Source organism: Candidatus Babeliales bacterium, assembly GCA_019749895.1.
Lineage (GTDB): Bacteria > Babelota > Babeliae > Babelales > RVW-14 > AaIE-18.
In genome coordinates this window covers 204,521-219,880 of the sequence record JAIEPG010000002.1, presented here as the reverse complement: position 1 = coordinate 219,880, position 15,360 = coordinate 204,521, and the positions used below count along the sequence as shown (strand labels likewise).

Sequence of the window (15,360 nt, the reverse complement as noted above, 5' to 3'; positions counted from 1 at the left end):
GATCAAGTCGCTTTAATTATGGTATTTTGTTACTGCTCGATAATTATTTTAAACATGCCTAATTCAGTCAATACTTCCTGAACTGCCCAATAATCTTTGGGGCTTTCGCCAGCAAGCGTTTTAAGACCAGCACAAGCACCATGTGTTATCAAAAATTGGCAGATATTTTTGTGATGCATCTGCGCAGCAGCAAAAAGTGGCGTGGCGCCATTATCAGCCCGTACATCAATTTCATCTCCAGGCCGCCATAACACATTGCAACAGTCCAAAAAACCTCGCTCTGCTGCTTCATGCAGCGGCGTTCTGCCAGAACTATTTTTTGCATAAATATTGGCACCAGCATTAATCAAAACACGACACACGCCCACTCGTCCAAACCAGGCAGCCCAATGAAGCAACGTTGTGTTGGGATAAATGAGAGCATCAACCGACAAGCCACGCTGAAGTAGCCGCTCACAAATATCGGCCCTATCACCAAGCCGTATAATTTGCATAAAACGATCAACAAGTACCGATTCTAATGCCGTTTTACGTTCGGCGTGAATTATAATCCCCAACTCTTCTTCAGATTCGCTTTCCACGCCACATTCATTGTATTGTTGAATTTTAATCACCGGCTCAGTCGATTTTTTACGATCAGTTTGAAAATGACGAGCACACAAGAAAAGTTTTTCAGTAATAAGAAACTCTAACCCAGACTCTTCATCTTGAACCCAGCAACCAGACTCGTCGTTACCACTTTCGCTGTCAGAGGTATCGTAGCCTTGCTCGCCTTGGCTGTCATCAATAAATAAAAAAAAATCTGCTGCCGCCTCAAGTGGCGCATAGCAAAAAACAAAACCAAATACGAATAAAAAAAAACGATATTTCTTGTAGTACATAACAATAATTTTCTTATTTTGTAAGTTTATAAACAAACGAACAATCAACAACCTGCTCAATAGAGCCACATTTTTTACGCATTGACATGGCCCCATTTCTCACTAACAACTCACAAATATTTTGATTAGTCCCACGTTGCATTGCAAGCGCTAGTGGCGTTTTACCTTCGTTGTTTACCAGATCAACCAAAGCATGATAGTGCAGTAAAAGCTTGCAACAAGAAAACGAACCTGAACTGGCAGCTTCATGCAACGGTGTTTCGCCACACAAATTTTGCTTATTAACCTCTGCCCCGGCATTAATCAAAGCTTGGCACATGGCAACACGTCCAAAACGCCCAGCATAATGAAGTGGCGTAGTACCAGTAAAAAGTTGACCATTCACATCAACGTGTTGCTCCAGTAACGTTGTAAAGGCCTGAGCATAATTCATTTCAATTGATTCAAAAAGTATATACAATTTTGTTTGATCATACCCTGGAGCCGCACCATCAACTGAAGCAAAACATGCAACAAAAATGAGAAAAACAACTGACAACAAACGGCATATCTTCTTTTGTTTTTGCATAATAACTTCTTCTCGTGCATAATTATTTTTAATAAAAATTTGTAGATGGGCCGTTATTATAGCACCAAAAAAATTATTCTTAAAAAAAATAGAAAGAAATACTATGAAAAATAAAGAAACTTTAGTTGGCGCACATATTTCTGCAGCTGGCGGCCTGTATAAATCTGTTGAACGCGCACAAGAAATTGGCTGCACCACGATGCAAATTTTTACTAAAAGCAACCGAAGCTGGTTTGCTCCAGCAATCCCACACGAAGAAATTGAAGCCTTCAAAGAAGCTATGAAAACTGGAGGACTTTCAAAAATTATGGTCCACAGCTCATACTTAATAAATCTTGCCGCCAGCAACACCGAGGTCCGGAATAAATCTATCACGTCACTGGCCAAAGAATTAGGCAGGTGCCAAGATTTAGAAATTCCCTACCTCGTACTCCACCCCGGGTCGCACACGGGCTCTGGGGACGAATTAGGCATCAATCATATTGCCAAAAATTTGGACACGGTCTTTGAAAAAGTTCCGGGCGAAACGATGATCTTGCTCGAAACTATGGCGGGCCAGGGAACCAATATTGGCTCATTTGCCCACATCAAAAGCATTATTGAGCAGACTGAAAACAAAGATCGGCTTGGCGTTTGTTTAGACACCTGCCACGTTTTTGCGGCTGGTTACAATATTGGCGCGCCAACCGGTTATGAAGAAATGATGGACGAATTTTGCAAAACGATTGGCATTCGCCGTCTCAAAGCACTTCACCTGAACGATTCTAAAATGCCCTGCGGTTCTAAGCGAGACCGGCACGCCAGCCTGGGCGAGGGAGAAATTGCTCAAACGGCTTTTAAGCGCATTATGCAAGATGAACGGTTGGTTAATGTGCCCAAAATTTTAGAAACACCAGACCCGGTGAAGTACCCAGACGAAATTAAGCTACTCAAAAGCTTTACATAAAAACATACCTTCATTTTTTGAACAAAAAACCCAATATTTCTTTTCATATTGAAATTTTATTGCTTTTGTGATATAATCAAAGCATGATTGAAATAATCAATTTTCAGTCAATATGGAAAGGCTATAAAAATGAAGCGTCTTTTGAAGCCCTTATTTTTTATCTTTTCTTGTAATCCATTAACACCAGCTGCTACCGAAAAACCAAGTTCTCTTAGTTATGAATTAGTAGACAATGATCATGAAAGCGACGAAGAATCAGACAACGTAGCATTTGAAGACTTGCTCACCAACCTCCCCAATGAACTACTCGTTCTCATAACATATTATCTTGACTTGGACGATCTTAAAGCCCTTGCACATGTCAACAGAAAAATGCGTGCATTTACTCACGATTTTCTTGTTATAAAAAACTCAATACTGCATGGATACTCTCACCTTTCCAGAGAAGAATTAATGCAATTATTTTTGGATTATTGTAGAAAAAATTCACGCTCAAAAAGCACCCCCAGAAAAGCAAAACTCTTAGTGCCAAGCCTTGATTTTAAAAAATTGGTTTCTATTCTCCCTGCTCAACGGTCCCCAAGAGTCAGCCCCACTTCAAGCTCTAGCTCAAGCCCGAGATTGAGTTCTAGCTGGGACTCAAATAATGACAGCGCACAGCCTGAATATACCCCTCAAACGTTGTCTTTATTTGATTTGTATAGTCCACGGCACAACCAACGACCAGACAAAACAGAGGAAGAACTAAGCCTACTTGCTAGGCCAAGAAGAAGAAAGCACTGCAAAAAAGCTACGCGATCTTCACACAGTACCTGGGGAAGCACTAGTCAGTAATAACTCAATGCCGCGCCTGCTTATGCTGTTTAGCTGCCACCGGCTCGTTCATAACCGCTCGCTTGGCACCAACAATGCGCTCATCATGTACTTCTGCTGGCTGTATGCGCAAGACAGAAGAAAAAATGATAAATGCCCAGGCGCTTAAAAAAACAACACCGGCTAAAACAAGCCAGGGCAGTGTTATTAATTTACTCAAAAAGAGCAGAGCACAAACCGAAAGTATGCTGCCCATAATGCCGGTAAATGCCAATATCATCTCTTTACTCCAACCTTTATTGCGCAAATAAATACAAAAGTGGTGCGGGCTGCCGCGAAAAAATGGGATACCCAACCACGTACGAATAACCACCAAAAAAGATACTTCCAGCAACGGAATTCCTAAAATAATTGCGGGCACATAATAGGCATCTAAAAACTGGTAACTCCAGGGAAAAAGCAACGGCATTGCGGCTAAAAACCCACCAATAAACATAGCGCCTGCGTCGCCCAAATAAATTTTTGCCGGCGGTTTGTTGTGCAAAAAAAATGCTAATAATGGCCCCAAAAAGGCAAGTAATAACATGCTGTAGGCATACTGTTTAAAAAAGAGCGCGACCACAAAAAACGACGCAGCAGCGACAATGGCAATCAGCGACGAAAGCCCGTCCATCACATCAACCAAATTGAAGGCGTTAATGACTGAAAGCATCCAAAAACCAGAAAGAAAAATGTTTAACGCCGATGAAAAAAAGACGGTTTTCAGCGAGAGGCCGCCCTTCAAAAAACATAAAACAGCAACCGTTTGACCAAAAAATTTCTGCCCTGGTTTTAAGACTTTAAGATCGTCGATCAAACCAATAAATAACAATAAACTAATGCCTAACAACAGCCATAAAATAATGTTTTCAAAGGGATACACCAAGCCCAGCGTTGCAACAAACGGGATATAAACAGCCAAGCCGCCAAGGTAAGGAACAGGCGCTTGATGCACCTTGATAGTGCCGTTCGGTTCATCTAAAAACCGCAGCCGACGAGCAGCGCTTGCAATAAGCGGCAACAGATAGAAAGCAGTAAGAAAAGAAAAAAGAAATGAAAAAACATGCCGAATAATTAGCGACATAAACCATCTCTCCTTTTACGTTTTATACCACTACGCTCTTTTGAAAAAGGATAATATCTTTATGGCAAAAATTCAAACAAGATAGAATAATTTTTTATGAATGATCTAAAAGTTTTGCAAGCGCATGAGAAAAACGTTGCTCGTCATGCGTTTGTAAAAAAGCAAAAGTTACGCGTACCACATACCAACGCACGCGATATTTTTTTTCTTGTACCAGTGGCTGGAGCTTAACCCAATCTTTTGCCGTTGTTGCTACCACAAAACATTGTATATCATGCGCACGCTTTTCAATCGTTTCAAGATCATGCTCAGAATAGGCATGATGATCGGGAAACTCAAGTGTATCAGCACGCACTAGGCCAGCGTCAGAAACTGTCTGTTCAAAACCACTAATTGAACCGATGCCGGCAACAAGCAAGCACGCTCGCCCAAATAAAATTTTTGTTTGATCAGATCCAGCGTTATCCAAAAAAGCGCCAGCATAGGCATGCTTTCCGGCAAAGATACATTTTTGGTCAACGCCAATCAGCATATCGGTCTTGATGGATTGTAAAAATGATGTTGAAACCTGGCTTGCATGCGTTAAGAAAAAAAAATGCGCACGACGATAGTCTTTTTCGCGCAATTTTCCGGCAGGCAATGTGTGTGCATTATCAAAAGGTTTGCGCGCATCTAACAGCAAAATTTCAATGTTTTTTAAAATTTTGTAATTTTGGTAGGCATCATCAAGAATTACTGTTTTTACGGTGTTGCCCGTTTTTTTTGCCCACGCTTCAAGCAGCTGGCACGAGCGCAAGCGGTCTGGCCCTACCACCACCGGACCAGTAAAAGATTGCGCAAGCATAAACGCTTCATCGCCACTCATCTCTGCGCCGCACAACAAGTTTTTGCTGTCACTGACCATTAAATTAGTACCCTGCTTTGCAATACTACCCCCGTACCCGCGTAGCACAATTGCTGGCGCGTGTGGCGCTAAAAGATTTCCCAAAAAAGAAACGACTACTGATTTGCCCGTACCACCAACCGACAGATTGCCAACAGAAATAACTTTGAATGGAACAGGCTTGTTCCCCGTTTTTTTGCGATAACAGGCTGCAATAAAAAAGCCTGCCCGATACAATGGTTCGAGCAGGCATAATAAACAAAATATAAGTTTTTCAAAAGGCGTTAACGTGTTGCGCGCAGCTGTTTTTTGCCAAATACGTTCAAGCACATTGCGCATAAAAACACACATTCAAAGCTGTTGGTTTAGCCTTTAACTTTGGCCGAGTACAAGACCACGTCATCTTCTTGCCAGTCGTTAAATGAGTCAGCAATAAAGGCAAATTCATACCCAGCATGCACTTCTTTAACCACTTTGCGATCACGTTGCAAGCTGTTAATTTTACCTTCAGCAACAACTTTGCCACCGCGAACACATTGGAACTTGTTATCTCGAGAACACAAACCTTCTTTCAAGTAACAACCAGCAATGGTGCCTGTCTTGGTAACAAAAACTTTTCGAACAACCGCTTCACCAACTTGCTTCCAAACGGCTTCAATAATGCGTTTTTTCTCAAGTTGTTCTTGAAGATACTCAACCAAATGATAAATAACATCAAAGAGTTTGATATCAACATTTTGTTCTTTAGCTGCCATTTGCGAATTTTTTTCAGATTTTATATGAAAACCAATAATTCTTGAATGGGTATTGGCTGCCAAATCAACGTCACTTTCAGAAATATCACCAATGCCAACATGCACAATATTAAGCGGACATTGTACTTCTTTTGAAAGCTCGGTAAGTTTTTTCATCAAGCCCATGAGCGCTTCACGTGAACCTATTGTATCAACTTTGATCAACAAATTCATAGTGCGCTGAGAGGTTTCGCGCGAAGAAAGCGAAAGTTCTTGTTGCATAGCTTGTGCTGTAGCGGACATGGTTGCTTGAATTGTTTTACCAGCGCGTGCTCGTGCATAATCTTGCGCAGAAACAACTTTTAACCATTCGCCCGATGATGCAAATTCATTAAAACCAACAACTTGTACAGGAACCGAAGGACCTGCTTCTTTAATTTTTTGACCGTTAGAATCTACCAACAAACGAATCTTGCCGGTGCTGTCGCCACAAACAAAGAAGTCACCTTGCTTGAGCGTGCCTTCAGTACAAATAACTGAAGCAACGGGTCCAAAGCCCTTTTCTAAGCGCGATTCTAAAACAAATGCTTGAGCAGGTCTGTCAGGGAATGCTTTGAGTTCCATCATTTGCGATTGCAAAACAATCATTTCAAGAAGTTCGGCAACCCCTTGCCCTGTTTTACCAGAAATTGGCACACAAATAATATTACCGCCCCAGTCTTCTACCAACAATTCATGTTGCGCCAACTGACGTTTGACAGTTTCCACCGCAGTTGGAGAAACTTTGTCCATCTTGTTAATAGCAACAATAATAGTAACACCGGCTTGGCGAGCGTGCTTAATTGCTTCAACAGTTTGTGGCTTAACGCCGTCATCTGCCGCTACTACCAATACCGCGATATCGGTAATACGAGCACCTTTTTGGCGTAAATGAGAAAATGCTTCGTGACCAGGAGTATCCAAAAAGACGATCTTGCCGTGCTTGCTGCTCACTTCATAGGCGCTAATATGCTGCGTAATGCCACCTTTTTCACGAGCCGCAACGTTCATTTTACGAATAAAGTCCAGTAACGTTGTCTTGCCATGGTCAACGTGACCCATAACCACAACTACTGGCCAGCGCGAAACGCCATCTTCTGTTTGTTTAATTTTTGCTTGAATGCTTTCAACATTTTTATCGGGAGCTGGTGCAACAACAGTTGTTTGAATGCCAAATTGTGTTGCCAGCGATTCAATAACTTCAGTTGAAAGAACGTTGTTACGGTTGCAAACCATCCCGCGTTTTAATAAAGCCAAAATGAGCTCGCCATCAGATTTGCCCATTAATTGAGCAACTTCAAAGAGTGGCATACTTTTTGACAAGGTAAAATCAGTTACTGGCTTGCGTTGTTGTTCAACGGCGGCAATGTGAGCAGCGCGAGCTGCACGACGACGATGGCCACCACGTCTGCTTGACTGTGAACCGGTAGAGCGCGTATTTCCGCCACGAGGTCCTTTGTTACGATCAAACCCAATACTACTGGTAGGTTGCTTGGTCGATGTGTCTAAAAATCTTAAGTCCTCTTCTTCTCGAACTGGTTCTCGAGTAGGAACACGAACAGGAGTGTGTTGGTTAATTGGTGCAGCGATTTTGGGACCCTTTGTTTGATTTGAAGAGGTTGATTCTTGCTTTGGTTGATCAGAAGCAACTTTTCTCGTAGCTATTTCCACGTCTTTTTTTTGTACCGTTTCGTCTGGTTGTTTTTTTGTATGGACAGCTTCATCTTTTTGTATCGTTTTTTTTACCGACTCTACTTCAGTAGCCGATTTTACTTCTTTAGCAGACTCTTTTTTTGTCACTACTGTTTTTTTTAAAGAAGCAGATTTTTTAACAGAAGTCGATTTTTTTTCAACAGACTTCTTTTCAGTTGCCGCTTTTACTGTAGCGGACTTAGCAGTTTTTTTCCCAAGAGTCTTTTTAACGAGCTCAACGTCCTTTTCCGTCAACACAGACATGTGGTTTGAGACAGGAGACCCCTCATTTTTCAAAAAGACTACAAGTTCCTTGCTTGAAATATCGAGTTCTTTTGCAAGCTCATATACACGCATGTCGCTGCTCACCTATCTTTTTTTAACGTTAAATTCTCAGTAACAAAAAGACTCTAGGCTCAGAAAAAAGTTTAGCTCTCGGAGTCTTCGTTATCATCTTCTTTCTCAAAGGGTTGATCAATATAACCTTCTCCTTGGCGCGGTTGTTGAGGCTGAATGTCTTGCAAATGAATTTCCAACCCGGTTAACTTAGATGCAAGTGTTATATTTTGCCCAAGTTTACCAATAGCCAACGACCGCTGATCTTGCGCCAACCAAACCATAGCAACATTTGATTGCTCGTTAACTTCTACTTTATCGATATCTGCAGGCTTAAGGCTATCTTTTACTAAGTCATCAAGCTCATCGGTTGCTTCAATTAAATCAACCTTTTCTTGCCCAAGTTCCCGCAAAATAGGCTTTATACGCGCTCCGCCAACACCCACACACGTCCCTACAGGATCAATGTCTTTATTGGTTGAAGCTACAATTGCCTTGGTCTTATAACCAGCAGTTCGAACAATCTTTTTAATTTCAACAATTCCCTCATAAACTTCAGGAATTTCCAGCTCAATGAGCCCTTTAACAAAGTCGGCTGACGCGCGGTCTAAAATAATCTGATAATCACCGCGTGCTGCAACAAGCACATCTTGAACCAAGACGCGCACTTGATGCCCAACCTTAATTGTTTCGCCAGCAGGGATGTTTTCGTTAGGCAAGAGCGCTAACACTTCGCCAATTTTTACCACCATACCTGCGCGTTCACGTTTATGCACAGCACCAATGATAATTGCGCCTTTGCGGTCCTTAAACTCGTTGTAGACAGCCATATGCTCAAGTTCCCGAATTTTTGCAGAAATAATCTGTTTGGCGGTAATAATTTCAACGCGCCCGATTTCCTGTTCGAATGGAACGTGAACAAGTGAACCAAGTTCAGCCTTTGCATCAACCATCTTAGCTCTACGAAGCGTAATTTCCGTGTCTGGGTCTTCTACGGTATTAACCACTTCTTTTTCAGCCAAAATCTCTACCTGGCCAGTTTTTTTATTGTACGTAACCAAAACATCAACGTAAGGGTATTTTTTTGTATATGCCGTTTGAATACCGTCGCAAACAATGGCGGCTATCTGTTCCCGATCAAGACCACGTTCTTCAACGAGATTTTCTATAACATCTGCAAGATTCACGGTTTCTATGCCCTCGATTGTTAAGGTAGATAGAGCAATTTGAACTGCTCAGTACGTAAACTGGTTTTTAGGAAAAGTCATTTCCTACTGACAACTTAGAACTCAGTCTAGAGCAAAATGGCACAAATGTGAAGAACAAAGAACGTAGCTTTCAAACTTAACGTATTTTTATCTTTTTGGGTTAAGGAGGGAAGGGCTTTGCTCATAAGTAAATTTTTTATATATATATCTTAATATTATATATTAGATAGTAATAATGAGGGAGCTGTTTTTTGTGGATAAGTCCCCTTATTTTTCAAAAAAAGCCTTTACAAATCGAGTCATTATACCAATTAAAATTATGTTGATAACTTGTTGATAACTTGTTGATAACTTTTTTTGCCCGTCTGAATTAATCCTGTAGATCGACCTATTCAGGTTGAGACCCCTTTAAGTACCTATTATTACTGCATTTAAGTGGTGTGGGCTATTTATTAATTCGACCAGATCGTCAAAAATTATCAACAATGTAAATTTACTCCTCTGGATCGACACTTTAGTGGTTAGTTCAAAAGTTATCAACAAGTTATCAACAAGTTATCAACAAGTTATCAACAAGTTATCAACATCTCTATTTGTCAATGAAAATGCATGACTGTCGTGTTTTGTTTGCGAATTTAATAATTGTATTTATTTATATTTGTTAATTATTGTAAAATTATTAAGAGAAAATGGGGGTAGGTTTTTGGTTGTTATTGTATTAAAAAGTTGGGTGAGGGGCTTTGTATGAATATTTTTATGCGTTTTGTGATGGGGTTTGTAGCCTGGTTTTTAATTACAGGCCTTTTGCAGGCCGGTCAGCTTGAAAAAATGGTCGTTTGTGTGCCGGTTGCTGATTTGCGTAATGGTATGCAGGCTCTTCGAGCTGATGTTGGTGTGCCTGCTTTTTTTAATGATATGCAAGGCCAGCTTTCTCAATTGTTGATGGGCGAGTGTATTTTAGCTGAGCAAGCCAAAGATGGTTGGTTGCGCGTAGTGGCGCTTGAGCAAAAGATGTGGGTTAAGAATCAATTTTATAGCTTTACCGGATATATTCAGGCTCATCAAGCAGTTGCTGTAAAGGCTTTCCCTTCTTACAACTGTGCTGTTAGTGCGCCATGGGCGCCAGTTTTTCATCAAAAGAAGCGGCTTTTAGAACTTTCTTTTGGTACCAAGCTGGTAGCAAGTAAAATAAGTGATGAGTGGTGCAAGGTTACTCTGCCTACTGGCCAGATTGGGTATATGCGTACGGCTGACATTTGTTTTGCTGAAAAGCTTGCCAAACAGCCCAAAAAATTGAATAGCATGGTGACTGCCTTGGCACAACGATTTGTTGGTAGTCCTTATGTGTGGGGTGGGCGTAGTGCCTACGCCTCAGCAAACAAAAATCAAATTACCAGTATTGATTGTTCAAGCTTGGTCAATTTAGTTTTTCAGGCCATTGGTTTACGAGTCCCGCGCAATTCGCTTAGTCAGTTTGAAATAAGTGAGCGTGTGGCGTGCGGCAAAGATCTAGTGCCGGGTGACTTGCTCTTTTTTGCTCCTTCAATGCAAGAAGTTTCTACTATTTCGCATGTTGGTATTTATCTTGGGAATGGCAAGTTTGTGGAAGCGTCTGGGTTTGGTGGGCCAGAGGCGCCTCAAGAAAGTTTAAGAACGCGCATTAGTCTGGTTCAAGATATCACCGGCGAGCCAATTTATAGATTACGCAATGGCCAGCAATGCGTGGGTGGTCAACGACGTAAGGAGTATATTTTTTTTGGGTCACTTTTAAGAAATAAAAAACTTGTCCAAAAGTTGCGTGATAGCTCGCTTAATCCACATGATAAATAATTTTTGTTTTCGCATTATTATTTTGTTACCATTACGCACAGTTGCAAGATAACTTTTATGAATTTTTTTGAGAGAGTTTTCTGATGAACAAACCGCTACGTATATTTTTATTTGTTATTGCCACTTTTTTTTCGTGCGTAAGTGCTGTTGTTAGCACGACAGATCTAGTGAATGTTAAAAAACTGTGCCCAACAATTCAGGTTGATTTGATGTACACGCATGACAATAATTTTACGCGCTCTGTCGTTTATGATTGTCCAAGCGATGTTTGTTACGTGCGCCAAGGAACTGCCTTAAAACTTATTGCCGTTCAAGAAGAGCTAGCTCAACAAGGTTTGGGTTTAAAAATAGCTGATGGCTACCGTCCTCACGCGGTTCAATACATTTTTTGGAATCTGGTTCCAGATCCCCGCTATGTTGCAGACCCTGCTAAGGGCTCTAAGCACAACCGTGGTTCTGCTGTTGACGTAACGCTTGTTCGTTTGTCTGATGGTCAAGAGTTGCCAATGCCTTCCCAGATTGATGACTTTACTGAAAAGGCGCATCGTACGTATGAAACTATGGGCGAGCAAGAAGCATTTAACTGTAGGCTTCTTGAAGACATTATGACAAAACATGGGTTTGTTGGTTTGCCAACTGAGTGGTGGCACTTTGATGATGTTGACTGGCAAAACTACGAAATTAGTGATGTTTCGTTTGCAGCGTTAGCAAAGAATTAATGTTTTGCTAGTTTTTTGAGTAGATCATCATATTTTTTCAAAATTTCTTCTTTTATTTGTCTGAATTCTTTTTCATGAAGCAAATTTTCTTTACCCGTATTCTTTTAATTTTGCCATAATTTTTTTCATATCTTCCCACACCGTTCGTTTTTCTACCGGATTGCGCAGCAAGTAAGCAGGATGGAACGTGGGCATGACGGGAATCTCTTGATATTCAAAAAATTTACCACGCACCAGAGAAATTTGAATGTCATCGCCTAGTAATGCTTTGGTTGACGGTGAACCAAGTGTACAAATTATTTTTGGGCGTATGATGGCAATTTGTGCAAGCAACAATAAATTTTTGCAAGTTTCTCGTTCGAGTGTAGTTGGGGTACGGTTGTTTGGTGGTCGGCACTTAACAACGTTTGAAATATAAACGGTTTGTCGTGAAAGACCCATTGCTTCAATAATCTTGGTGAGCAATTGTCCGGCTCTACCAATAAATGGTTCGCCTTTTTGGTCTTCGTTAAAACCAGGAGCTTCGCCGACAAACATTAATTGTGCGTTGGGGTTGCCCACGCCAAAAACAACTTGCGTGCGGCCCATGGTTGCCAGCGGGCATGCTTGGCAATTGGTATATTTTTGATGAAGCGCGTCAAGAACAGCTTGTTTGTTTTTAATTGGTTGCATGGAAACTTTCTACTAAAAAAACTACGAAGTCTTACTTAGTATAGCAAGACTTCGTAGTAATTAAAGTTCTCCTGTTTCCGGGTTTTTAGCGCAAGTAGCGGCGTAAAACCTGAGACCAATTTGTTGTTTGATCAAAAATTGTTTTAAAGTAGGTATCATCCATTCTGCGTGATGGGAAATAGAACGACAAGCCATAGGCATTTGGTAAGTTTACGCCAGACGCATTAAGTAGAATATAATTTTGCATCATATTGAGACCTTTGAGAGCCAGTGTGCGTATTTGGTTAAGTTTTTCAGCTGCTGTTCCATTGGCATTTGGTAACTGAGTGGTAATTACTTGGCTCAAGCTCTTATAAAAATGACAAAAATCTATGTAGTCATAATCACAAAAACTTGTTGTGTAACGTCTGCTCTTGCGCATAGCTTGTAAAAGGCCTTTGAAATCAAATGAGGGCTCGTTATCAATTAAATTGGTCATAAGCAAGCCCATGTCTTTGATATTTTGTTCCAATTTTTCAAAGCCTGCTAAATTTATGGCAGACTGGGTAAAATCTGCGTTAATGCCAGTGTAGGTGCGTGCGTAGGCTTTTACCGCTTGGCACGCAAAATCTTGTGCAGAAAGCGTGTCACGTGTAAATGGTTCTAGAAGTGCGGTATAATCGTAGCCTGAACCTGGCTCAACTTCTTCTGAGGCTGCCATGTAGCTCACAGCACTTTTTACTTGTGAGCCAATTTCGACCATTGCCATGTGGCAAGCGTCCATAAATAAAATATCTATTTTTTTTCCAAGCAAGTCGTTTGCAACTTTTTCAAGCACCATGGTTAGGTCTTGGTTGGTTAAATATTCTTCGTAGGTATCATTAAAAGCAATGCCGCGTTTTTTCAAAATATCTTGAGCTTGTATTATAAAGCGTTGTTCTTCTTCATACTTGTCCAAGTGATCGCGAGCAATGTGGCGGTTCAATTCGAGCAGCCCTGTTTTGTCATTGAAAGCAAAGAGTTGATCGCGATTTTTCATAAGCGCGCGGCCCCAAATGTGTGGATCTTTAATGCCTGAGCCGTGATTCCATAAAACTATTGCCTGATTATTGGCAGGAAATTTTTGAATACTCCATTTCATAAACTCGTACAGACTTTGTTTGGTGCCGCTGGTAGAAGCTTGCGTATGGTCTGCGGTGGCCACTGTGATGGGGTTATTTTTTTCAATGTAGTAGCGGTTTACTTCGCGCTTTCCATATTCGTCCAGTTGAACCAAAATATTGATATTTGGTGTGGAACCCACATTAATCATTTGCATTAAGTTGGTAATACCAAAGGTGTGTAAGTTATTATTGGCGGCCATGTAGACCATGAAATTCCAGTCTTTACGGGCGCGTGAGGTTGGGGTCTGTGCTTCTTGAGTAAAGCCATCAGCATTTTCTGGCGAGTCTGAAAGATTTGTAGTTGCTATTAATGGATTGGCAAGAACGAGCAAATACAATAAAAAATATAAATTTTTCATAATAAAAACTCCTTTGTTATTTTATGAAATTCGATGAGCAAGAAAGTATGTTTTGATAACTTTCGTATGAAGATAAGTTTTCTAGCGAGATAGCCTCCTTTTTTTGAAGGTGATTTTTAAGCGAATCAAAAAATGGATTAATAACCGTAGTAACATGAGACATAATTTTTTTTGCCACGCGATATGAAGCTTCGCTTTGTTTAGTAAAGTATTCTTTATCTTTTAACAGCTGCAACAACGTGCTGCATAACTCGTTTTTTGATCCAACAATCTGAAAAAGATTACTTGGTTTGACTTGTTGTTGTTGGCGAAGATTTTCGAAAGGTCCCACAATAATAGCGTTTTTCCAGATTGCGGCCTGAAAAATTAAAAAATTTTCTTCGTCTGCGGCGTTTTCATCGCAGACAAAAATGGGTACTATGCTGTTCCAAAAAAAGAGTGGCCCATTGATGCAGGAAATAAAAATGTTATTGGTTTTAAAAATATTGGCCAAGTTATTAATAAAGTCTGCCTTTTTGCCAAATTGATCCAGTTTGTTATTCCAAATAACATAGTCTAGGTTTTTATTTTTGATGAGCGTGCAGAGTTCTGCTTCCCATGACAATGCACAACCAGTAGACAAAATAAGCTTGAGTTGCGGTAGTTCTTTTTGTAGTTCTTCGTAAGCGTTCAGATACAGTTTTATTCTGTTTCTATTGTATGAATGCATTAAAATAACCGGGTAATCAAATGCTTGGTTATTTTTTTGTAGATTTGTTTTGAGCTTTTTTAATAAGTAGTTTTTTCTTTGTAAAATATTATACAAATGAAGAGGTCCTGAAACAACAGTAGGTGGTTTTTTTATGCCTAATTTTTCAAACGCTACTTTATCTTCTTTTGTTTGGCAAAAAATACCGCTGAGTACGTTAAAGAGTTCTTTATAAAAATAGGGGGACATAGACAAGAGTCGCTCGGTTGCCTGAGAGGCAGAAGCGTTTAAAAGAAATATGGGAGTTTTTTGTAAGAGCGACAATAGTACCAAGCTTGGCACTACTTCGTGTTTTACCAGTATTATAGCAGACGGGCGCAAGTGGTTATACAAACTTGCTATTATTTGTAAGTTGTCTTGAGCAATAAGATGGACATGAAGTTTGGGAAATAAATAATTGATAATTTCTTTTGTTTGCATAAGCGTTGTGGTAATAAAAATTTCTGTTTCTGGCAGCTCGCCAAAAAGGCGTATAATAAGACCCATGACTGAATAGAGATCATCAATATTTTCTAAATGGAACCAAAGAGCTCCACTTTCACGATCGTCGTCATGCTCTGTTGGTGCTGCTAGATATGCTTTTGTTTCGCAAGCGTTTTCAGATGTTTTAGCTATGCTTTGTGTTGATAAAGATAAAAAAAACAAAACATACAGTATTTTTTTCATA

General features: G+C 40.3%; 13 protein-coding genes. 4 read left to right on the top strand and 9 right to left on the bottom strand.

Annotated elements, in window-relative coordinates:
- Positions 1-29 precede the first annotated feature (29 nt).
- Positions 30-929: an ankyrin repeat domain-containing protein gene (locus tag K2W90_02000; protein ID MBY0353114.1), complete on the bottom strand. Its 900-nt coding sequence runs from the start codon at positions 927-929 to the stop codon at positions 30-32.
- A complete protein-coding gene (locus K2W90_01995) occupies positions 895-1,449 on the bottom strand; it encodes an ankyrin repeat domain-containing protein (protein MBY0353113.1) in 555 nt (184 codons plus the stop codon). The genes K2W90_02000 and K2W90_01995 overlap by 35 nt, the downstream gene beginning before the upstream one ends.
- 103 nt (positions 1,450-1,552) lie before the next feature.
- Here K2W90_01995 and K2W90_01990 point away from each other — a divergent pair, with 103 nt between their 5' ends.
- Both K2W90_01990 and K2W90_01985 read left to right on the top strand, forming a co-directional pair.
- Positions 1,553-2,395: a deoxyribonuclease IV gene (locus tag K2W90_01990; GenBank protein ID MBY0353112.1), complete on the top strand. Its 843-nt coding sequence runs from the start codon at positions 1,553-1,555 to the stop codon at positions 2,393-2,395.
- A gap of 129 nt (positions 2,396-2,524) precedes the next feature.
- Positions 2,525-3,229 carry an F-box protein gene (locus K2W90_01985; GenBank protein ID MBY0353111.1) on the top strand — a complete coding sequence of 235 codons (705 nt, stop codon included), beginning with the start codon at positions 2,525-2,527 and terminating at the stop codon, positions 3,227-3,229.
- A 4-nt stretch (positions 3,230-3,233) separates the two neighbouring features.
- Here K2W90_01985 and K2W90_01980 read toward each other — a convergent pair whose 3' ends face one another.
- From K2W90_01980 to nusA, 4 genes are all read right to left on the bottom strand, one after another.
- Positions 3,234-4,331, bottom strand: coding sequence for an undecaprenyl/decaprenyl-phosphate alpha-N-acetylglucosaminyl 1-phosphate transferase (locus tag K2W90_01980; protein ID MBY0353110.1), 1,098 nt, complete (start codon positions 4,329-4,331; stop codon positions 3,234-3,236).
- Positions 4,332-4,425: 94 nt separating this feature from the next.
- Positions 4,426-5,553 carry a tetraacyldisaccharide 4'-kinase gene (gene lpxK / locus K2W90_01975; protein ID MBY0353109.1) on the bottom strand — a complete coding sequence of 376 codons (1,128 nt, stop codon included), beginning with the start codon at positions 5,551-5,553 and terminating at the stop codon, positions 4,426-4,428.
- Between the two features lie 26 nt (positions 5,554-5,579).
- Entirely contained in the window at positions 5,580-8,036 is a 2,457-nt protein-coding gene (gene infB / locus K2W90_01970) for a translation initiation factor IF-2 (protein MBY0353108.1), read from the bottom strand.
- 71 nt (positions 8,037-8,107) lie between these two features.
- Entirely contained in the window at positions 8,108-9,202 is a 1,095-nt protein-coding gene (gene nusA, locus K2W90_01965; protein ID MBY0353107.1) for a transcription termination factor NusA, read from the bottom strand.
- A 765-nt stretch (positions 9,203-9,967) separates the two neighbouring features.
- Between nusA and K2W90_01960 the strand changes: the two genes are divergently transcribed.
- Positions 9,968-11,053 carry a C40 family peptidase gene (locus K2W90_01960; GenBank protein ID MBY0353106.1) on the top strand — a complete coding sequence of 362 codons (1,086 nt, stop codon included), beginning with the start codon at positions 9,968-9,970 and terminating at the stop codon, positions 11,051-11,053.
- Between the two features lie 83 nt (positions 11,054-11,136).
- Positions 11,137-11,772 (top strand): M15 family metallopeptidase, encoded by a 636-nt coding sequence (locus K2W90_01955; protein MBY0353105.1) that lies wholly within the window; start codon positions 11,137-11,139, stop codon positions 11,770-11,772.
- Positions 11,773-11,862: 90 nt separating this feature from the next.
- Here K2W90_01955 and K2W90_01950 read toward each other — a convergent pair whose 3' ends face one another.
- From K2W90_01950 to K2W90_01940, 3 genes are all read right to left on the bottom strand, one after another.
- Complete coding sequence (locus K2W90_01950; protein ID MBY0353104.1) at positions 11,863-12,444, bottom strand: uracil-DNA glycosylase; 582 nt, start codon at positions 12,442-12,444, stop codon at positions 11,863-11,865.
- 85 nt (positions 12,445-12,529) lie between these two features.
- On the bottom strand, positions 12,530-13,945 hold the full coding sequence (locus K2W90_01945; protein ID MBY0353103.1) for a hypothetical protein: 1,416 nt from the start codon (positions 13,943-13,945) through the stop codon (positions 12,530-12,532).
- A gap of 16 nt (positions 13,946-13,961) precedes the next feature.
- On the bottom strand, positions 13,962-15,359 hold the full coding sequence (locus K2W90_01940; protein ID MBY0353102.1) for a hypothetical protein: 1,398 nt from the start codon (positions 15,357-15,359) through the stop codon (positions 13,962-13,964).
- Position 15,360 lies beyond the last annotated feature (1 nt).

Bases quoted from the DNA above. Each gene is read 5' to 3' on its own strand.
- lpxK (MBY0353109.1), bottom strand. From the start codon at position 5,553: ATGCGCAATGTGCTTGAACGTATTTGGCAAAAAACAGCTGCGCGCAAC.
- K2W90_01980 (MBY0353110.1), bottom strand. From the start codon at position 4,331: ATGTCGCTAATTATTCGGCATGTTTTTTCATTTCTTTTTTCTTTTCTT.
- K2W90_01945 (MBY0353103.1), bottom strand. From the start codon at position 13,945: ATGAAAAATTTATATTTTTTATTGTATTTGCTCGTTCTTGCCAATCCA.
- K2W90_01940 (MBY0353102.1), bottom strand. From the start codon at position 15,359: ATGAAAAAAATACTGTATGTTTTGTTTTTTTTATCTTTATCAACACAA.
- K2W90_01985 (MBY0353111.1), top strand. From the start codon at position 2,525: ATGAAGCGTCTTTTGAAGCCCTTATTTTTTATCTTTTCTTGTAATCCA.
- K2W90_01960 (MBY0353106.1), top strand. From the start codon at position 9,968: ATGAATATTTTTATGCGTTTTGTGATGGGGTTTGTAGCCTGGTTTTTA.
- K2W90_01955 (MBY0353105.1), top strand. From the start codon at position 11,137: ATGAACAAACCGCTACGTATATTTTTATTTGTTATTGCCACTTTTTTT.
- K2W90_01990 (MBY0353112.1), top strand. From the start codon at position 1,553: ATGAAAAATAAAGAAACTTTAGTTGGCGCACATATTTCTGCAGCTGGC.
- infB (MBY0353108.1), bottom strand. From the start codon at position 8,036: ATGCGTGTATATGAGCTTGCAAAAGAACTCGATATTTCAAGCAAGGAA.
- K2W90_01995 (MBY0353113.1), bottom strand. From the start codon at position 1,449: ATGCAAAAACAAAAGAAGATATGCCGTTTGTTGTCAGTTGTTTTTCTC.
- K2W90_01950 (MBY0353104.1), bottom strand. From the start codon at position 12,444: ATGCAACCAATTAAAAACAAACAAGCTGTTCTTGACGCGCTTCATCAA.